Raw genomic sequence first — 19,272 nt, 5'->3', positions numbered from 1 at the left:
TTAAAATGTAGGCCATAATTTTATCCCCCAACATCAACCTATCCCTAAAACCACCGCCTCAGCCGCCTCCCCGCTCACCAATTTCTCTGTTGCACCATCATAATGAATTTTTCCATCCACAATCAGCAAAGAGCGTGGGGCGATCTTGGCGGCATCCTCAAGATTATGGGACACCATAAGTAACGTCATTTGTCGTTCACTGCATATTTGATCCAGTAATCCCAGCATCTCATTGCGTAAAGCCGGATCAAGTGCCGAAAAGGGTTCATCCAGCAATAAAATCGGTTGATGGCGGACTAAACAACGAGCCAACGCAGCCCGCTGGCGTTGTCCACCTGAAAGTTGGGCAGGCAGGCGCGATAGACACTCTTCCAGTGACACCTGGGAGGCAATCTGTTGTCGCGTTTTCTTTTGCTCAGCACTTAACCGCAAGCCGGGATGCAATCCCAAACCAATATTTTGTGCGATGGTTAAATGGGAAAACAGATTATTTTCCTGAAACAGCATCGAAACCGGCCGCCTGGAAGGTGGGGTATGCGTATGGTTTTCGCCATCCAGCCAAATATCGCCTTGTGCTGGAAACTGAAAACCCGCCATTAAACTTAACAAGGTACTTTTACCGGCGCCGCTTGGGCCGAGGATCGCAATGCGTTCTCCGGCTTTGACGCTTAGATTAAAATGCATGGCAAAGTGTTCATAAGTATAAATGACATTTTCAAGTTTAATCATGGCGTCGGCTCGGTAAGCGTTCAATCACAGTGAATAAAACAAAACACAGCAGGAGCAACAGAAATGCGGTCACGGCACCATCCTGACTGCGATAGGCCCCAATTTGTTGGGAAAGGTAATAAGGCAAAGTGCGGAAATCTTCATTGCCAAATAAGGCAATCACACCAAAATCGCCAATGGATAAAACACAGGCGAAAGCCAACGCTTGGGCCAATGGTATTTTTAATGCTTTAAGCTCGATCCAATACAGGCGGTGTATTCCCTGCATATTGAGGGAGCGACATAGAGGGTTATAACGCTGTGCCAGATCGCGCATGGGGTTTTCCAATACTTTTAGCGTGTAGGGGATCGCCATTAATGCGTTGGTCAGGATAACCAGCCCGTAAGGTGATTGAGGTATACCAATGGTTGTGTTTAGCAGGAGAAAAAAGCCTGTGGCAAGGACAATTCCCGGCATGGCAAGGATCAGCAATCCGCTACTTTCCATTGCCTGCCCCCAGCGAGGGGAATGGCGTAAGCGTAATTCGCGGCTGCTCCATAGCAACATCATGGTGAAAATAACACACAACAATCCTGCACCTACTGTAATAATGATGGATGTCATAAAGGCTTGCCATAAAGCGGGCTGGCTTAAGACAGCAAAAATATCACGGTTCAGGCCATCCACGATGACCGCCAATAAAGGGGGAAGTAACAGCAATAACGCGATGCCAATCAGTAAACCATCAGATAATTTTTGCAGCCATGGATCCTGTGGATTCCGCCATTGTTGTTGATGCCCATAACCAACGGAAAGTGCGCCCTTAAGTTTTTGGCTAAGAAGCACCAAGCCGAGGCAACAAAAAAGCTGTATCAAGGCAAGCAGGGCAGCATGACCAAGATCGTAGTCGTAACTCAGCGCCTGATAAATGGCAAGTTCAATGGTCGTTGCGGCTGGGCCACCGCCGAGGGCCAGAACTGTAGCGAAACTGGCGAAGCACAGCATAAAAATCAGCGCACCCGTCGGTAAAATTTGACGGCGCAGGTAAGGCCACTCGATAAAACGAAAATGTTGCCATTCACTCATACCAAGCTGGGCGGCAAGTTGGCGCTGCTCAATGGCAATACTCTCCAGAGATTGCAGCAATAGCCGCGTTGCCATTGGCATATTGAAGAAAATATGTGCCAGCAAAATCCCTTGTAGCCCATAAGGTGTAAAACGATATTCAACGCCTATCCATTGGAAAAGGTTAGCCAGCCAGCCGGTCTGACCATAAACCGTGAGGATGCCAAACAGGGCAACCAAAACAGGGAGAATCAATGTCATGGCGCATAAGCGCAGAAAGAGAGTCTTGCCTGGAAAACAACGACGGTACAGTGCCCGAGCCAGAAAAATGGCCGGTGTCACCGATAAAACGGCAGAGAGAAATGCCTGCCAGAAGGTGAACAGAATGACATGCCAGAGATAACTGTCATGCAAAAATGCCTGCCAATGGCTTTCAGGTGCATTGAACCACAGCGCCCCGAACGCCGACAGGGCAACCATCATTAACAGGCCGGCGGCAAGAACCCCCGGCAATAACCAACCCGCGATTAACGGCTGACAGCGCTTTGCCATGTACGTATCCATTTTGTACGGTGTTTTGCCACATCATCTGCGTTGAATTGCAGGGATTTCTCAGGAACAGGAAGTTGTTTGAAAACGTCGGGCAAAGGGATATCAATGACAGGATACATCCATTGGGTTGTTGGAATGGCTTGCTGAAATGCCGGAGAAAGCATGAACTTCAAAAAGTTCTGTGCCAGTTCTGGCTGTTTGCTTGAGGCTACCTGAGCGGCCACTTCAATTTGCAAGTAATGTCCTTCCTTGAAGATAGCGGTGGCGTAGTTATCTTTTTTCTCTGACATCATGTGATAGCCAGGTGATGTGGTATAGCTCAACACCATATCACCTTCACCTTTCAGAAACAGGCCATAGGCTTCACTCCAACCTTTAGTCACAGTGAGTGTCTTTGGCGCCACTTTTTGCCACTCCTGAGCGGCTTTGTCGCCATAGAGTTTTTGTATCCAGAGTAATAGCCCTAAACCCGGCGTGCTGGTGCGTGGGTCTTGGTAAATAATCTTCCAATTCTGGGGATTATTGATTAATTCATCCATACTTTTGGGGGGATGAGGCAGGGTGTTTTTGTTGTAAATAAAGGCAAAATAACCGTAATCGTAAGGAATAAACGTCGTGTTGTGCCATGCAATGGGTAATTTCAGTTTTGAGGTATCGACGTGACTTGGTGTGAATAATCCGGTTTGTTGAGCGGCTTGAATCAGGTTGTTATCTAACCCCAGTATAATATCTGCGGGTGTTTTTTTGCCTTCCATTCTCAAACGGTTCAGCAAGGAGACGCCATCTTCCAACGCAACCAGTTTCAGTTCACAGCCACATTCGGTTTCAAAGGCTTTTTTGATGGCAGGCCCGGGTCCCCATTCAGAGGCAAATGAATCATAAGTATAAACTGTCAGGGTAGGTTTTGTCTGGCCTGTCTGAGCAAAAACGCTGGTAGCAATAGACAGCAGGCTGATAGCCATAAAGCGGGGAAATAATTTTGTAAACACTTTGCTCTCCTATAATTGCATATATCAATAGTTAGCAATATTGATAATTCTATACATCAATTACTTAATGTTTGTTATTAGCAGATAGCAAAGGATCTGAGAAGGTGCTAAATGAAAATGACATCTATTATATCAATGAGTAGCGTCTCAAATCCCTACGACGGTACTAACCGGTTCAGGTTCGACGGGTTTGTTCTCAGCGGTACTGTTTTGCGACAGCCGCACCCCGTTGAGATAGCGGTATTGTAGAGACTTCGGCTACGTCTGCAAAGTCTAATCATAGAGGTTTACCGCTTGAGATGAGTGTGAAACAATTAGCTATCTTTTTAAATTTGTTATACCGAGAGGTAGTCTGGTGATCGATGATGATGGCTACCGCCCGAATGTAGGAATTGTAATTTGTAATCGCCAAGGGCAAGTTCTGTGGGCCCGCCGTTATGGGCAGCACTCCTGGCAGTTTCCTCAAGGGGGTATCAATCCAGGGGAATCACCAGAGCAGGCAATGTATCGCGAGTTGTTCGAAGAAGTTGGTTTAAATCGCAAAGATGTACGGGTTCTTGCCTCAACCCGGAGTTGGTTGCGTTACAAATTACCCAAACGTTTGGTGCGTTGGGATACAAAGCCTGTTTGTATTGGGCAAAAGCAACGTTGGTTTTTATTACAGTTATTGTGTAATGAAGCGGATATTAATGTGCAGCGCAGTAAGACACCGGAATTTGATGGTTGGCGTTGGGTCAGTTATTGGTATCCTGTCCGGCAGGTCGTTTCTTTTAAACGCGATGTCTATCGCCGCGTGATGAAAGAATTCTCTTTTATTGTGATGTCAACGCAGGAGCCGGCTTCATTATTCCATTCACCTTATTTACATCGTCGTAGAAAAAGTTAGGTTATTGCTATGCTCATGCGCTTACGGGAAATTGTTGAAAAGGTTGCAATGGCAGCTAATTTATCTGAAGCGCTTGAGTTATTGGTCAATGAAACGTGCCGGGCAATGAACACGGATGTCTGCTCTATTTATTTGGCGGATCATCAGCGGCAATGTTATTACCTGATGGCAACCAAGGGGTTGAGAAAACCCAGGGGGCAAGCAATTAGTCTCGCCTTTGATGAAGGTGTCGTGGGGCAAGTTGGGCGTTTATCCGAATTAATTAATCTCGCTGATGTCCGTGATCATCCCAGTTTTAAATATATTCCCCAAGTAAGAGAAGAAAGTCTGCGGGCTTTTTTAGGTGTACCGATTATTTATCGTCGCCAATTGCAGGGAATACTCGTTGTCCAGCAATATGAGCGACGGTTATTTGATGAAAGTGAAGAATCTTTCATGGTGACACTGGCGATGCAACTTGCTGCTGTTCTCGCTCAGGCGCAAACCAAAGGGGTGTTCGGCCAGTATCGCCAGACCCGCATTAAGGGGCTTGCTATTTCTAATGGCATTGTTCTGGCACAGGGATGGCAAGATCGCTCTCAACCTTTGTTGGAACAAGTGACTGAAGCATTGACGCCGGATTATCAGGCTGAACGCTCCAGGCTGACTTTGGCGCTTGAAGAAGCCACTGCGGAATGCCGTCGTATCAGCAAGCGCTTTACTGCCAGTTCACAGAAAGAAAGCGCCGCCATTTTTGATATCTATTCCCATCTATTAAATGATCCTCAACTCAAGCGGGATCTGTTTTGTGCCGTTGATAACGGTTTTGTAGCGGAATGGGCGATTAAAACGGTGATTGAAAAATATGCGGAACAGTTTGCCAGCTTGCAAGATCTTTATATGCGCGAGAGGGCATCGGATCTGCGGGCGCTCGGTCAGCGGGTGTTGTTTCATCTGAATGGTTCCTCTACGGGGAGCAGGCAGTGGCCAGCGCGTTTTATACTGGTTGCTGATGAACTCAGTGCTAACTTATTGGCTGAATTGCCACAAGATCAATTGGTGGGTGTGATTGTACGAGATGGCGCGACCCATTCTCACTCTGCAATATTGGTTCGTGCGATGGGAATTCCGGCTATCATGGGCGCGGATATCCAGCCTGAGTTATTACACAATCGGACACTCATCCTGGATGGTTATCGCGCAGAGGTTTTTATTGAACCGGAGCCTCTGGTTGCTAAAGAATACCAACAAATCATCGAGGAGGAACAGGTTCTCAGTAAGCTGGCTGAATGTGAACAGCAAAAGCAAGCACGGCTAAAAAGCGGAGAACGGGTTCTGGTGCAGCTTAACGCGGGCTTGAGTTTGAAACATGAACGGCAGATAGAAGACAATATTGATGGCATTGGGCTGTATCGCACGGAAATTCCTTTTATGTTGCATAGCGGTTTTCCATCAGAAGATGAGCAGAAAAATCGCTATCAAGAGATACTGGAGCTTTTTCCTGATAAGCCAGTGGTATTGAGAACACTGGATATTGGCGCTGATAAACAACTTCCCTATATGCCTATCAATGAAGAAAACCCTTGTCTGGGATGGCGGGGCATCCGCATCACGCTGGATCAACCGGAAATATTCCTGATTCAGCTGCGGGCGATGCTAAAAGCCAATGCACAAACGGGCAATTTAAAAATACTGTTGCCGATGGTGACCAGTATTGAAGAGATTGATGAAGCCCGAAAACTGATTGAGAGAGCAAAAATTGAAGTAGAGCAAACGCTGGCTGAAACAATCACAATGCCTCAGGTTGGTATTATGCTTGAAGTTCCCTCAGCCATTTTTTTGCTGCCTCAATTAAAGAAACGGATTGATTTTGTTTCTATTGGCACGAACGATTTAACCCAGTATTTGCTTGCGGTGGATCGCAATAATACCCACGTCGCTTCGCTGTATGATAATTTGCATCCTGCGGTGATTAGAGCCTTGAAATTCGCCTTTGATGAATGCCAGCGTCTTGATCTCCCTATTAGCATATGCGGAGAAATGGCAGGCCTGCCAATGGAAACACTCATATTGCTTGGCTTAGGTTACCGTAGCCTGAGCATGAGTGGTCACAGTATTCCGCGTATTAAGTATTTATTAAGGCATTTGGATGCCAAAGAACTTGAGCATCTTATTGAGTTGATTTTGAGAGCTGAAACCAGCCATGAAGTAAAAGTATTGTCAGCCGAATTTATGGAATCACAGGGTTTGGGAGGCTTGATTCGAGGGGGTATTTAGGGAAGTTATACAAAAAATTGGAGGACTTAATGATGCCTCAGATTCCAGTAGAAACCAATGACCATATATCCTTATGAATTTCTTCAGACGACAAGTTGTTGTTGATACGTGCAGCCGCCTTGCAACATACCAACCAACCTACCAACCTAACTGAGTTTGTAGTCTCCACTAATAGGGTTCATCAGAGGCGCCACGACAATCACTTGCGGTCTAATGGTGGGAGCACGTCACTTGCCTGTGTTATTATCTGCGATTATTTGTCTTAAGCTATTCAAGTCATATAATTTACTCGCACAAGATCATTCATTCACACAACATATTTTTAGTGGGGAACGATGAGCACTAGCTATCTGGCATTTCCTAATATTGACCCCGTCATATTTTCAATCGGGCCTGTATCCCTCCATTGGTACGGTTTTATGTATCTGGTTGGCTTTGTTTTTGCCATGTGGCTGGCAAATCGCCGTGCGGCAAAGCCAAACAGTGGCTGGAACAAAACTGAAGTTGAGAACCTGCTATATGCCGGGTTTGTCGGGGTTTTCGTCGGTGGACGCCTCGGTTATGTCCTGTTCTATAATCTTCCCATGTTCCTTGATAACCCGCTTTATCTGTTCAAAGTTTGGGATGGCGGAATGTCTTTCCACGGTGGACTGGTAGGGGTTATCTGCGCCATGTGGTGGTTTGCGCACCGCACCAAACGCCATTTCTTGCAAGTCGCGGATTTCGTTGCGCCATTAGTTCCGTTTGGTTTGGGCATGGGGCGGATCGGTAACTTTATCAATGGAGAATTGTGGGGGCGTGTTACGCTTGATACGCCGTGGGCCATGTTATTCCCAGGCTCCCGCAGTGAAGATATTGCCATCGCCACCGCCAATCCTTCTTTATGGCCTATTCTGGAAAAATATGGTGTCCTGCCCCGCCATCCATCACAGCTCTATGAGATGGTACTTGAAGGTATCGTATTATTTATCATCCTCAACTTATTTATCCGTAAACCGCGCCCGATGGGGAGTGTTTCAGGCTTATTCCTGATTGGCTACGGTGCATTCCGCATAATAGTCGAATTTTTCCGCCAGCCTGACGCCCAACTTGGGTTGTTTGACGGGATAAGTATGGGGCAAATCCTTTCTGTCCCCATGATTTTAGCGGGAATATTTTTGATGATATGGGCGCATAAATGCCCTGGCAATAAAACACGCAATAGCAAGGTACAAGAGGCAAAATGAAACAGTATCTGGATTTAATGAAAAAAGTGTTGGAAGAGGGCACAGCAAAAGATGACCGAACGGGGACGGGAACCCTTTCTATTTTTGGTCATCAGATGCGTTTCAATTTGCAAGCAGGTTTTCCGTTGGTAACCACCAAGCGTTGCCATATTCGTTCTATTATCCACGAATTGCTGTGGTTCTTGCATGGCGACACCAATATCAAATACCTGCATGATAATGGCGTATCTATTTGGGATGAATGGGCTGACGAAAATGGCAATTTGGGACCTGTTTATGGTAAACAATGGCGTGCCTGGGGTTGTGCAGATGGCCGTCAGATCGATCAATTAACCCAGGTTATTGAACAGTTGAAAAGTGATCCTGATTCACGTCGGATCATTGTTTCTGCGTGGAACGTTGGGGAGCTGGATAAAATGGCCCTGGCGCCGTGCCATGCTTTTTTCCAGTTCTACGTAGCAGACGGTAAACTTTCCTGCCAGCTTTACCAGCGTTCTTGTGATGTATTTTTAGGATTGCCATTCAATATCGCCAGCTATGCGTTATTGGTACATATGATGGCCCAACAATGTGATCTTGAAATCGGTGATTTTGTCTGGACTGGCGGAGATACTCACCTTTACAGCAACCATTTGGAACAGACAAAACTGCAATTAAGTCGTGAGCCACGTGCGTTACCTAAGTTAGTGATTAAGCGTAAGCCCGACTCATTGTTTGATTATCGATTCGAAGACTTTGAAATTGTGGATTACGATCCGCATCCCGGTATTAAAGCACCGGTTGCCATTTAATTCTCTTTTTCCATCCTCAAATCTGGGGATGGAAACACTTCGCATAAAGAGCTGTGATCCTATACTCTCTTTTGAGAGTTGAAAACCAATCCCATGTCCCTCAGAAACTTTAGCCAGCATTTTTTCAGAGATCCAAGACCCGCACCAGAGCGCGAAAGTCGCTTATCCCTTATTTGATATCCTGTTTGCGTCGCTTTGTGCAATGATTGCGGGGGCAAAAGGCTGGCATGATATTCAGGAATATACCGAAGGCTATGCGGTTACCCTGCATAGAACCCTTGACATTTTTTGATCAATTAGTAGATTGTCTGTTGATAAAATCAACAGCAAGAGAAATTGATATGTTAAATAATGCAGCGATTAATTCATCATTTATGACAGGGCAATTAAGTTTGGACGCAATTATCATCGAAGCATTCAAATATAATAATGGATATATCGTTATTACAAGTAATAGCCCTTTCTATCCCAAAAACTATAAATGGGGTGACCAAAAAAGTGACATTGGGGTTATTGTTCTTAATAACCAAGCAGTAAATATTGTCAAGACTTATACCGCAGTTATCATTGACAGTATGATTTATATTGATCACGATATACCCAACAAATTGAATATAGAAGATAAACTGATCCCAGCCCACTATTTAGAATCGCTAAATGGTCTGGAATGTCAATCTATAGTAGGCGCAAAAGTTAAATTATCGGTTGATGCTGAAGTCAGGCATAAAATTAGCGCAGCACATAGTATGGCTCACTTTATGTCTTTAGCCTTAAATAAGGTGACTAATAAATATTGGAATAAAGATTATGATAAGGATGGTTTAGAAAATTATAACTTAGATAAAGCAGCAATATTTAAATCATCAATTTCTGAGTTAAAATCCATAGATACATATCGGCTTGGTAAGTCGTTAAAGAAAAAAGGGTTTGATAAAGCATCATTTTTGGAAAGTATTGTTAGCATCAATGAAGAAATAAATTTAATTTTGAAAAACTGGCTGGTAACAGGGAGTGAAATACGGGTTGAATATACATCACAAGATATTGGAAGTTTGAGGTTATGGAAAAGCACGGTAGAAAATCGTCCGGTTGTTATTCCGTGTGGTGGAACCCATATAAAAAATACAGAAGAAATACAGGATGTTAAGGTAGAGATAAAGCCAGAAGAAAGTGATGAGTATATTGTGATTACGACATACTGTAAGTTGAGATGATAAAACATGATCAGTTTTGAATTGATATCTATATTTGTTTTATTGGCATTACTCTCTTATTTGACCCCTGGACCTGATTGGGCTGTTATCAGTAAAGGGGTATTTAAGAGCAAGAGAGAAGGAATGATCACTGCATTTGGTGTACAGTCAGGGCTGTTTTTTCATCTTGTGTTAGGATCATTAGGCGCTACAGTTATTCTGGCAACATCGAAAACAGCATTCAATATATTACAAATAATCGGCGCCGTTTATCTTGTTTATCTTGGAAGTTCGGGATTAAGGGAGATTTATCGCAATAAAAACCAACAACAGTCAGTTATTAATTCACAAGGAATCATTAAGCAAAAAAGAAATCCTTTTTTAATCGGGTTATTTGCTAATGTACTTAACCCTAAAGTAGCCATATTTTTTATCAGTATTCTGCCTCAATTTATTAATCCGGCACTACCTCCTCTTAGGCAAATTATCATACTTGGGATAATTGATATTGTTATTGGGGTCTTATGGTGGGTTATATTTGTTCATGCGATTCACTATATTCAAAATATATTTTTGAAAGGAAATTCTCAAGTTATTATAGAGTCTATAACTAATATTTTCTTGCTGTTATTTGGAGTTGTTATGTTTGTGGGTACTGTTTTTATTTAATTGACTTATTACCGTAGAATGTTATTTCTGTCCGAATTTATCTATAGCATCATGGGGGCATCAATATAAGATTAATTGATGCCATTATTATCTTTATATATGAGGTTGGGTAATGAAAGGTAGAAGGCTTTGTGTTGTTCATGATGATTCTTTTTATAAGAAATTAGGTGGCAATAATATTGCCAAAAACTCATTTTATAATGTGGTTTGTTTTTTCAAATATTATAATTTTGATGTATGTGATATGAATAATTATATGTCAAAAGGAAATATTTTAAGTGATATTGATATCTTTCTTACAACCAATGAATTTTCACAGAATAATTTAGAATAACAACCAAATTTATCTATTATATTTTCTTTGTCGGATATTTACTCTCACGCTGAAAATAACATTGTTAACAAAGGTGTTGTTACCAAAAATATAGAGTTTAAACATGGAGAGTATAATTACTTGAATCAACTTGATGGGGAAATTAAAGTAGTTTACGAAGGGGAGGGGTTTCATTTGCATGGTAATTATGTCAGACAATTTATTGATTATGAGGGATGGCAGCCTTTTATAAAATATAACGACTTTGTCATTGGGGTCTTCTTTCTATTTTGCAAGGTGAGAAAATGAGGTTCTTTTAAAGAAAATGATTGGAGATATTATCGATAACGATCAAAAAAATTTTGATTTTCAATCAGGAATGAGTTTTTCTAATAGTATTATTGAATATAGAGAACCAGATACTACCCGTGATTTATCTAAAATTAAAGGTGACCATATTATTTATGTAGATAATGATGAGTTACTTAGAAAAGGATTTTATAGTGATGGGTTACATAGCCCTTCCGTTCTGAGTTTATATACTTGATAAACTTCAAATTGCAATCTGCAATATGAAGTAAAGCCTTATATTTCCATGTGTTACGGGAATATGTAACATGCACCTTGAAGGTGAATTGGTATAGCGCGTTATGATGGTTATAATAGATGGTTGTTACGTACCTGCGCATTAACTAATATTAAACAGGCAAGTCATGATATCCTTGAAGAATCCAGGATCATTAACACACGATTTGTTATTTAATTTCTTCTTTGTTAAGAAATTACCATTTGCAAAATAATATTCAATGCTTTTGTTTGTTTTTATTAAAATTCTGGTTAAATATACCAGAAAAAATAGCATATTCTTAATTTATTTTAAATTGCAGTGGAGAAAGTTTAGGTTAAAAATACAGTAACCCTTTACCAGCCCTATATTGACTAGTGGGAAGAAGATTAAACACATCCTGGTAGGGCTGTTTTTGGGTCATCTCGGTCACGATTTCACTGATCACATCCTCGGAAACAGTACTGTTCACTCCCGCTGGGAACGGGTCCCAAAGCAGATTTTTTGCATGATCACACTGCCACGCAGGCACCATTTCGCCTCGTTGTTGGTCAACGGGATGTCTTTATGACGGAGAAAAACCCATCGCCCCGTTTCATGCTTAAGAATATAAGCACACCTTCCGGCATAGCGGGACGCCGGAACCTGTTCCCTCTTTTTCAGCCAGCTCACCAGACTTTTCCACAGTCTGGATAGGCGGTTGCGCCAGCTGGATTTGTGCGACGAGGGCGTTGAGCTTTTGCCATTCAGCCCGGGACTTTCGCTGATATTGCTCACTTCAGGTGACTCAGCGATAAAGTGTTTTTTCGGCCAGGTTGCCTCGGTGTCTTTCTGGCATCGTTTGTTGGCTGTCCCGTTATCCGGGGTTTTACCCTGACGGATGTGTTCATTCTCTTACTTCTTATTGTGCTGCTTAGGCACTGGAATCAACGTGGCATCAATGAGTTGCCCCCTTCTGGGAATGAATCCCTGTGCCGAAAGCTGATGCTTCGCCTCTTCAAACAATGCGCGGGCACTTCCTGCCCAATCCGTTTTTCGAAACACTAAATCGTGTGACAGTCTGGAATATTAATGATATCGGTCAGGCGACAAAAACGTGACCAGCTCATTCGATCAAGTAATTGATATTCCCTCTTTTCATCGGAAAGATTATGGAAATGTTTCAGGATAATGATGCGAACCATCACCTCAGTCGGGAATGGCGGGCGTCCCCCTTTGGGAGAAATAATACGTGGTGCGACACGGTCTATGGTGTCAGCCAGTGCCGAGAAATCAACAGACTTATCAAGAACAAGCAGTGGATCATCTCATTCATCGATTTTTCGACGGTGATATTCGGATGCCAGCTTGTCTTTTTTTAAAGCAGAACGAGGCAGTATCATGACGGTGCTACCTTGCAGAGATGTACTGTGTCTACATTTTACTCAATTTTGTGGCTGTGAAAAGTTTTTGGAGGTTCCCATAAAAATACTGGAATCCTTGTCCGGTGGCTCAGATGTCATTTGGACTTTCATAAATGATTTTGGTTAAATTATGTTCAGATTTGGGAGCCAGATCAAGAAAATAGGCATGGTTAATAGTGTAGTTTAAGTTAGGTATTTTGCATATAGAGTATTGTGGAGAAATGATTTTTTAGGACATCAAGGCTTTTCATAACACCACAAACTTTATTTTTTAAAGATGAGGTGGATGTTATGGATGAGATTAGTGTAGCTCAATATCTTAGAATGTCTACAGACCACCAACAGTATTCATTATTCAATCAGTCGCAATTCATAAGTAAATATGCTTCTGAACATGGTATGAATATTATTCATACTTACGATGACTCAGGTAAAAGCGGAGTTACGGCTAACCGAAGAGAAGCATTTCATCAACTAATTGATGATGTAGTTAGCAGAAGAATAAATATTAAAGCTGTTTTAGTTTATGATATAAGTCGTTTCGGTAGATTTCAAAAAAATAGATCAATATGGATATTACACCCATCAACTTGAAATGCATGATGTTAAGATCATCTATTGTGCGAATCCTATCGCCGAAGTTGATAACGATTATGCTGATTTCCAATTGTTCATAGGTCGCAAAGAAGCATCTCTATTCAGTCGAAATTTATCTCAAAAAGTCTTTCTTGGTCAAGTAAATCTGGCTGGTCGTGGATATCACCAAGGTGGGCCTGCAGGTTATGGTCTGCGGAGAATGTTGGTAGATGAAAACCGGAAACATAAAGGAATACTTAATTACAAAGAGTGGAAAAGCATCCAGACTGACAGAATAATTTTAGTATTAGGGCCAGAAAATGAAGTTGCAGTTGTAAAATGGATATACGACCAATTCGTTAATAGCTCAAAACCAGAGCGAGTTATTGCCTCTGAACTGAACAGGAGAGAGATAGCAGCAGAGCGAGGCACGAAATGGACCAGAGGAAAGATCCATGAGATTTTAACTAACGAAAAATATATTGGTCATAATGTTTATAACCGAACATCCTATCGATTAAAGCGACGTTTTATCCGTAATCCAAAACATGAATGGATAAGATGTGAAAATGCTTTTGAGGCTATTATTTCTCCTGAGATCTTTTTACAAGCACAGGAGGTTATTAGTAATAGAAGTATTCATCTTAGCAATGAGGATTTACTTTGTAAACTCTCGGATCTTTTGAAAACAAGAGGGAAGCTCTCCGGTATCATTATAGATGAGGACGATGAGACCCCATCCTCATCTGTTTATAGAAAGCGTTTTGGTGGCCTATTGCAGGCTTATCAATTAATTAACTATAAACCAAAACATGATTATGACTATTTGAGAATAAATTCATTACTAAGAGAAAAATATCACGTCTTCATTGAAAAATTCATCCGTGATATTACAGAACAGGGTTGTTATGTTGATTATGATGAGGAAACGAAATTATTTACTATCAATGATGAATTTAAGATGTCCGTTGTTATTTCACGTTGTTTTCTGAATACCACTAAGAAGCGTTGGAAGATACGGTTTGAACGTAAGTACAGTTATGATGCTTGTATTGTTGTTCGACTTGATAGTCAAAACGTAAACACGAAAGATTACTATATATTCCCTTCAATAGAGGTATTAGAACGACAGTTAATTTTTGAAAATGTAAATTCTTATCAGTTAGAGTTTTATAGGTTTGATTCTTTGAATCCTTTTCTACAGATTCTTAGACGTGAAATTATTTAAGAGGAACCATGATGAAAGAATATGAAGAAATAAAGCTTATAGCTATATCTAAGATCAAGATTGTTAACTCACGCTCCAGAAGTAAATCTATTCATGATGAACTTGTTGAAAGTATAAGAAACATAGGCTTAAAAAAACCAATAACTGTAAGACTATCTGATTCCCCATGTGAGACGTATATGTACGATTTAATTTGTGGACAAGGAAGAATTGAGGCTTATGAGATATTAGGTGAGAAACAAATCCCTGCAATAGTAAAGTCCGTGGATCATGAAGACGGGCATATCATGAGTCTTGCTGAAAATATTGCACGAAGAAAGCCCCGCGCAACTGAGCTTCTCAATAGTATATTAGAATTAAAAAAGAAAGGTTTTACCGAATTAGAAATAGGACAAAAGATAGGGCGTTCACGAACTTGGGTAAGTGCAATAGTTTCATTAAAGGAGAATGGGGAGGATAAACTACTTGCTGCTGTAGAATCTGGAAGAATACCGTTCTACCTTGCTGTTGAGATATCGAGAGCAAAAGGAAATGATATACAAGATATTTTGTTGGAGGGTTTCAATTCTGGTGAACTTAACTCAAAGCAAATAGCGATAATTAAAAAAATATTAGCTCAGAGGGAAACCTCAGGGAAAGGAAGTGATAATAATGCTTTTGTTAAGGCCGCAAAAAAGAAGCGGATTACGCCTGACGAGTTGAGGGAGCTTTATCAAGATAATGTGAAAAGACATAAAATGCTCCATACAAGGTCTGAGTTTACGATGTTAAGTCTGATGGTTGTTAAAGAGATCATGGTAAATCTTTTGCAAAATAAAGAGTTTTCTGATGTGTTAGTTTCTGAAAATTTAAATGCTGTTCCTGCATTTATTCTCGAAAATGTGAATCCTGAACGAGGACTGGAAAATGAACAATCCTAAGTTTAATAGTCTAAGTATATTAATGGATGTTTGCGAACTGAAATACGGTAAAGAATTGCCATTAAACGTTAAGATAAGTGTAAAATATAAACAAATACTTTCAACTATAAAAATAATTGGTGTTATTGAACCTATCGTAATCTACATTAACGAAAACTCTGAAAGGATTATACTTGATGGACATTTAAGAGTTGAAGCATCAAAAGATGCAGGCCTTGAAAAAATATACTGCTTAATAGCGGAGGATGAGGAATCTTATAGCTATAATAAGTATGTTAACCGTTTATCGGTCATTCAGGAGCACCGAATGGCATTACAAGCTGTTGAGGCTGGAGTATCAGAAGAGAGATTAAGCACTGCGCTAAATATTTCGATAAAGTCTCTTAGAGCAAAATTTAAATTACTTGACGGTATTACCCCTGAAACAACAGCTTTATTAGCTGACAAAATAGTTCCTCAAGCTATATTCAAGGTGTTGAAGAAAATGAAGCCGGAAAGACAGCATGAGGCGGTATGTACGATGATAAATATAAATAACTTTAGTAGAAAATTTGCACTTTCATTATTGCATACAACCCCTGATGAAATGCTTAAGAACCCCAAAGACTCCAAGCTTAAGAAGCAAGATATCGCAAAAAATTTTGCCAGAATGGAGCGAGAAATGGCTGCAATGGAAATGGAAACTAAACAATTAGAAAATATTTATGGTACAAATAATTTAAAGTTAGCTGTGATTATAAATCATATCAAGAAGCTTCTTAGTAATTATGCTGTATTGAATTGGTTAGTAGATAATAATCCAGACTATTTAACACAACTAAAAAAGATCTCTGCTATTGATTCCTTACCAGTTCTCGAAGATAAAGAAATCTTTTAAATGTTTACTAATCGATTACAAGAGCCTGTACGTAGATTTGTGTAATTGCCCGATTTTGATATGTTTAATTAACCCTCAAAAGAAGGTGCACTTATGGACGACAAACAGTTACAGGCTCTTGCGGCTGAATTGGCTAAAAATCTCAAAACCCCTGATGATCTCAGTCAGCTTTCCCGTTTTCTCAAAAAATTAACGGTTGAAACCGCCCTTAATGCTGAACTGACTGAACACTCGGCCACGGGAAAAATAACGCCAAAACAGGCACCAACCCCCGTAATGGTTATTCATCAAAGACGGTCATGAGCAATGATGGCCCTTTGGAATTGTGTATTCCCCGTGATCGGGAGGGCGCGTTTGAACCCCAGTTGATCCGGAAGCACCAAACCCGAATCACCGCCATGGACAACCAGATTCTGGCGCTCTATGCCAAGGGGATGACGCCCCGTGAAATTACCGCCGCCTTCAAAGAAATGTACGACGCAGATGTATCGCCCACGCTCATCTCAAAGGTCACTGACGCCGTACTGGAGCAAGTCACTGAGTGGCCGCCCGCTGGATGGCCTATACCCTATTGTTTATTTTGACTGTATCGTCATTAAGGTTCGACATGAGGGGCGGGTGATCAACAAGTCCGTGTTCCTGGCTCTGGGGATCAACCTTGGGTCATGCTCCCAATGATTAGATAATATGATAAACTCTCTACTTTTTGTTATGGATGAGATATGGCTAAAGTTGATGTGGTTTGTCGGTACTGTCACAAAACTGAAGAGGTTAAAGGGCATGGAAAAGGGCGCACTGGGCATCCGCGTTATCACTGTTATGCTTGCCGTAAAACCTTTCAACTGACTTATACTTATCAAGCCTGTCAGCCCGGCATGAAAGACCAGATTATTGATATGGCCATGAATAACGCCGGTGTCAGGGATACCGCTCGCGTCCTGAAGGTCGGCATTAACACGGTCATTCGCACACTAAAAAACTCTCTCCCAGAAACATAACTACGCTGCCGCTTGCAGGGGGTGATATTCAGATTATCTGTGAAATAGACGAACAGTGGTCATTTGTCGATAACAAGCGAAATCAGCGTTGGCTCTGGTATGCCTGGGAACCCAACCTGAAGCGGATAGTGGCACATGTTTTTGGTGATCGTAGCCGGAACACGCTGAAAAAACTGCTGGCACTCCTGTCTCCTTTTAACATTCAGTTCTACTGTACGGATGATTATGCGGTTTACGATTGCCTACCTGAGGAAAAACACCTCACGGGAAAGAAATTTACCCAACGTATAGAAAGAACCAATCTCACCCTGCGTATTCGTATAAAAAGGCTGAATCGAAAAACGATAGGCTATTCCAAATCCGAAGAAATACACGATAAAGTGATAGAAACGTTTATTGAGCGTGAATACTACTTTCTCTAAGCAATCTAACCATTGGAAGCATGACCATTCTCCGTGCTTCTGCGCGAATTTCGTTAATACTCTGAGATGTTTTATCGTTGATATATATCGGTGATTTTTGGATATCATCCAGTGCATGAGCCAGTTTTCCCCATGCCACATCCATCATTTCCTTTGTACAGTTTTCCCCCAATAAATCCTCTTTTCGGACACGTGCATGATAAAATGCAATCCTCTCGGAGATCTGGTTTTTTGGCATTTCCATACTGAAAACATCACCGGTTTTTTATTTTTTAATGCAACTGATTTTGTGATTGCAGTGCTGATCATAGTTTTACCCATACCCGGACGTCCGCCAACCACAATAAAATCTGTGTTATTAAACCCACCAAATGCCTTATCGATATCAGGCATACCCAGTTCTGTTTTGTGTTTCCAGATTTCGCCATTGATCATCGATTCAAGAATTTCTATCGACTCTTCAACACCCACCATGATATGAGCGGTTCCACCGTCATTAACGCTATTGATATTGGATATCTGATTTTCAATATCCCCAGCAATATCCTGAACAGCGTTAACACCGCTCTCAGTGATCCGGGCAATACCGGTATGCAACACACCACCAAAACTTACTTATGGAAGCGAATATGGCTAATACAGATCGCTCTATACTTTCTATTAAGAAAAATGGCGATAAAAAACCCCCGGTTAAAGTAAAAACTCAGACAGCTTATACCGCTCGTCGTTTTGAGCGCCGGGCTAAATTCTTGGCAAAGAAAAGTCAGGAGCTGGAGTCAAAATTTCAATCCCGCTCGGTGGAAAAAATTATAGATTCAGTCGTCAGAAACGTTGATGAAAATGAATTGTACGCTCGTCTTATTGTGGGACTTAAGAAGCATGTGAGTTCTGACAGCAGCGGATCTTGCTGCATGAGTGACGTAGCCCTGTATTCAACCAAAACCAAGCCCCGCCGTAGATCGGAGTCGGGCGGGGTGACAGCTAGGGTTTAGTGATAAATCTATTCATTAAAAAAACATAGGAAAATAAAAATGCAAAAGAATGAGCCAGTAATAATCGCAAATGGAAATACAATTGAGGAAATTTATCAGTGGATGGAACATAAATTAGATGCACGTCGCGATGTAATTTCCCTTGCAAGACAAGTGGAATACCTAAACAAAGCGCGAGAAAAAGTGAATCAGCAATTAGATAATGCAATCAACCAAGCTAAAATAAATCCTTATAAACAAGACCATGATCGGGAAATAAATAATGCTTCTGACCCGATCATGAAATTAGAAAGGGAACGCCACGAAATTATTCGCCAGTTGAATTATCCAGAAGGCGATGAACATGATTACGAATCGCTTGTTCGCGATTGTAAAGCTTGCTGTCACTCTCCTTCATTTCCTTCACAAGAGTAAGGCTAAGACCCTCTAGGTCGCGATAAATGTCTTTCCTTTGCTCCTCATTTAATACTTTGAAAATAGACTGAATAATGCGGTTAAAAGCAGCTGTTTCAACTTCAATCAGTCTTAACAACTCTTCTTGGCTAGAATTTTGAATCATAAAAAGACCTCATGTCTATTGCAGGGCGCGAGCATACTTTGATTAATCCTCAGCCAAAGAAAACCTGTGCACGATAATCATCA

At 41.4% G+C, this 19,272-nt stretch carries 19 protein-coding genes, 4 pseudogenes and 1 riboswitch; of the genes and pseudogenes, 16 read left to right on the top strand and 7 right to left on the bottom strand.

Annotation, left to right across the window (positions count from 1 at the left end; genetic code table 11):
- Positions 1 to 33 precede the first annotated feature (33 nt).
- Genes thiQ through thiB form a run of 3 tightly spaced genes read right to left on the bottom strand, consistent with a single transcriptional unit; the run spans position 34 to position 3,288 of the window.
- The gene (gene thiQ, locus AAY47_RS02180; RefSeq protein ID WP_047766608.1) at positions 34 to 729 is read right to left on the bottom strand and encodes a thiamine ABC transporter ATP-binding protein ThiQ; all 696 of its coding nucleotides are present in this window, start codon (positions 727 to 729) and stop codon (positions 34 to 36) included.
- On the bottom strand, positions 722 to 2,326 hold the full coding sequence (gene thiP, locus AAY47_RS02175) for a thiamine/thiamine pyrophosphate ABC transporter permease ThiP (RefSeq protein ID WP_047766607.1): 1,605 nt from the start codon (positions 2,324 to 2,326) through the stop codon (positions 722 to 724). The genes thiQ and thiP overlap by 8 nt, the downstream gene beginning before the upstream one ends.
- Complete coding sequence (gene thiB, locus AAY47_RS02170; RefSeq protein WP_200897719.1) at positions 2,302 to 3,288, bottom strand: thiamine ABC transporter substrate binding subunit; 987 nt, start codon at positions 3,286 to 3,288, stop codon at positions 2,302 to 2,304. Before thiB ends, thiP begins: the two co-directional genes overlap by 25 nt.
- Before the next feature lie 161 nt (positions 3,289 to 3,449).
- Positions 3,450 to 3,554, bottom strand: a riboswitch (TPP riboswitch).
- A gap of 116 nt (positions 3,555 to 3,670) precedes the next feature.
- On the opposite strand from thiB, the gene rppH reads away from it, so the two are divergent.
- The 9 genes and pseudogenes from rppH to AAY47_RS19890 all read left to right on the top strand — a co-directional run bounded on the left by rppH (position 3,671) and on the right by AAY47_RS19890 (position 11,196).
- Entirely contained in the window at positions 3,671 to 4,201 is a 531-nt protein-coding gene (rppH, locus tag AAY47_RS02165; protein ID WP_047766605.1) for an RNA pyrophosphohydrolase, read from the top strand.
- Between the two features lie 9 nt (positions 4,202 to 4,210).
- Positions 4,211 to 6,457: a phosphoenolpyruvate--protein phosphotransferase gene (gene ptsP / locus AAY47_RS02160; protein ID WP_047766604.1), complete on the top strand. Its 2,247-nt coding sequence runs from the start codon at positions 4,211 to 4,213 to the stop codon at positions 6,455 to 6,457.
- Positions 6,458 to 6,792: 335 nt separating this feature from the next.
- Positions 6,793 to 7,683 carry a prolipoprotein diacylglyceryl transferase gene (gene lgt, locus AAY47_RS02155; RefSeq protein WP_047766603.1) on the top strand — a complete coding sequence of 297 codons (891 nt, stop codon included), beginning with the start codon at positions 6,793 to 6,795 and terminating at the stop codon, positions 7,681 to 7,683.
- Entirely contained in the window at positions 7,680 to 8,474 is a 795-nt protein-coding gene (gene thyA, locus AAY47_RS02150) for a thymidylate synthase (protein WP_047766602.1), read from the top strand. The genes lgt and thyA overlap by 4 nt, the downstream gene beginning before the upstream one ends.
- 93 nt (positions 8,475 to 8,567) lie before the next feature.
- Positions 8,568 to 8,730: pseudogene (locus AAY47_RS20320) on the top strand (transposase family protein); the annotation flags it as partial.
- Between the two features lie 85 nt (positions 8,731 to 8,815).
- Positions 8,816 to 9,688 carry a hypothetical protein gene (locus tag AAY47_RS02145; protein WP_047766662.1) on the top strand — a complete coding sequence of 291 codons (873 nt, stop codon included), beginning with the start codon at positions 8,816 to 8,818 and terminating at the stop codon, positions 9,686 to 9,688.
- Positions 9,689 to 9,694: 6 nt separating this feature from the next.
- Entirely contained in the window at positions 9,695 to 10,336 is a 642-nt protein-coding gene (locus tag AAY47_RS02140; protein ID WP_047766601.1) for a LysE family translocator, read from the top strand.
- A 112-nt stretch (positions 10,337 to 10,448) separates the two neighbouring features.
- Positions 10,449 to 10,670: a hypothetical protein gene (locus AAY47_RS19900; RefSeq protein WP_053014197.1), complete on the top strand. Its 222-nt coding sequence runs from the start codon at positions 10,449 to 10,451 to the stop codon at positions 10,668 to 10,670.
- Between the two features lie 304 nt (positions 10,671 to 10,974).
- The gene (locus AAY47_RS19890) at positions 10,975 to 11,196 is read left to right on the top strand and encodes a hypothetical protein (RefSeq protein ID WP_053014195.1); all 222 of its coding nucleotides are present in this window, start codon (positions 10,975 to 10,977) and stop codon (positions 11,194 to 11,196) included.
- A 492-nt stretch (positions 11,197 to 11,688) separates the two neighbouring features.
- Here AAY47_RS19890 and AAY47_RS20315 read toward each other — a convergent pair.
- Together AAY47_RS20315 and AAY47_RS23250 are read right to left on the bottom strand one after the other, a co-directional pair.
- Positions 11,689 to 11,991, bottom strand: a pseudogene (locus AAY47_RS20315) (IS66 family transposase); the annotation flags it as partial.
- A gap of 266 nt (positions 11,992 to 12,257) precedes the next feature.
- Positions 12,258 to 12,398 (bottom strand): transposase, encoded by a 141-nt coding sequence (locus AAY47_RS23250; protein WP_083446714.1) that lies wholly within the window; start codon positions 12,396 to 12,398, stop codon positions 12,258 to 12,260.
- Positions 12,399 to 12,908: 510 nt separating this feature from the next.
- Between AAY47_RS23250 and AAY47_RS02125 the strand changes: the two are divergent.
- The 5 genes and pseudogenes from AAY47_RS02125 (at position 12,909) to AAY47_RS21160 (ending at position 17,638) form a co-directional block, all read left to right on the top strand.
- Positions 12,909 to 14,421, top strand: a pseudogene (locus tag AAY47_RS02125) (recombinase family protein).
- An 11-nt stretch (positions 14,422 to 14,432) separates the two neighbouring features.
- Positions 14,433 to 15,341 carry a ParB/RepB/Spo0J family partition protein gene (locus AAY47_RS02120; RefSeq protein ID WP_053014194.1) on the top strand — a complete coding sequence of 303 codons (909 nt, stop codon included), beginning with the start codon at positions 14,433 to 14,435 and terminating at the stop codon, positions 15,339 to 15,341.
- The gene (locus AAY47_RS02115) at positions 15,328 to 16,218 is read left to right on the top strand and encodes a plasmid partitioning protein RepB C-terminal domain-containing protein (RefSeq protein ID WP_047766598.1); all 891 of its coding nucleotides are present in this window, start codon (positions 15,328 to 15,330) and stop codon (positions 16,216 to 16,218) included. The genes AAY47_RS02120 and AAY47_RS02115 overlap by 14 nt, the downstream gene beginning before the upstream one ends.
- 93 nt (positions 16,219 to 16,311) lie before the next feature.
- A pseudogene (locus tag AAY47_RS20305) lies at positions 16,312 to 16,878 on the top strand (transposase); the annotation flags it as partial.
- Between the two features lie 62 nt (positions 16,879 to 16,940).
- A protein-coding gene (locus AAY47_RS21160) for an IS1 family transposase (protein WP_152669749.1) occupies positions 16,941 to 17,638 on the top strand; the annotation gives its coding sequence in 2 pieces (ribosomal slippage) (positions 16,941 to 17,190 and positions 17,190 to 17,638; 699 coding nt in all).
- Here the strand turns inward: AAY47_RS21160 and AAY47_RS23020 are convergent.
- Together AAY47_RS23020 and AAY47_RS23015 are read right to left on the bottom strand one after the other, a co-directional pair.
- A complete protein-coding gene (locus AAY47_RS23020) occupies positions 17,610 to 17,876 on the bottom strand; it encodes a DnaB helicase C-terminal domain-containing protein (protein WP_255334824.1) in 267 nt (88 codons plus the stop codon). The two genes, AAY47_RS21160 and AAY47_RS23020, sit on opposite strands and share 29 nt — an antisense overlap.
- A complete protein-coding gene (locus tag AAY47_RS23015) occupies positions 17,783 to 18,235 on the bottom strand; it encodes a DnaB-like helicase C-terminal domain-containing protein (protein ID WP_053014193.1) in 453 nt (150 codons plus the stop codon). Before AAY47_RS23015 ends, AAY47_RS23020 begins: the two co-directional genes overlap by 94 nt.
- Before the next feature lie 32 nt (positions 18,236 to 18,267).
- On the opposite strand from AAY47_RS23015, the gene AAY47_RS02085 reads away from it, so the two are divergent.
- Positions 18,268 to 18,630: a hypothetical protein gene (locus AAY47_RS02085; RefSeq protein WP_047766594.1), complete on the top strand. Its 363-nt coding sequence runs from the start codon at positions 18,268 to 18,270 to the stop codon at positions 18,628 to 18,630.
- Positions 18,631 to 18,669: 39 nt separating this feature from the next.
- Positions 18,670 to 19,044, top strand: a complete 375-nt coding sequence (locus AAY47_RS02080) for a hypothetical protein (RefSeq protein WP_047766593.1) — start codon at positions 18,670 to 18,672, stop codon at positions 19,042 to 19,044.
- Positions 19,045 to 19,272 lie beyond the last annotated feature (228 nt).

This window comes from Xenorhabdus griffiniae, assembly GCF_001028135.1.
In the GTDB taxonomy this organism is placed as follows: Bacteria; Pseudomonadota; Gammaproteobacteria; order Enterobacterales; family Enterobacteriaceae; genus Xenorhabdus; species Xenorhabdus bakwenae.
The sequence above is the reverse complement of the archived record's forward strand: the minus strand, read 5'-3'. Positions and strand labels throughout refer to the sequence as shown.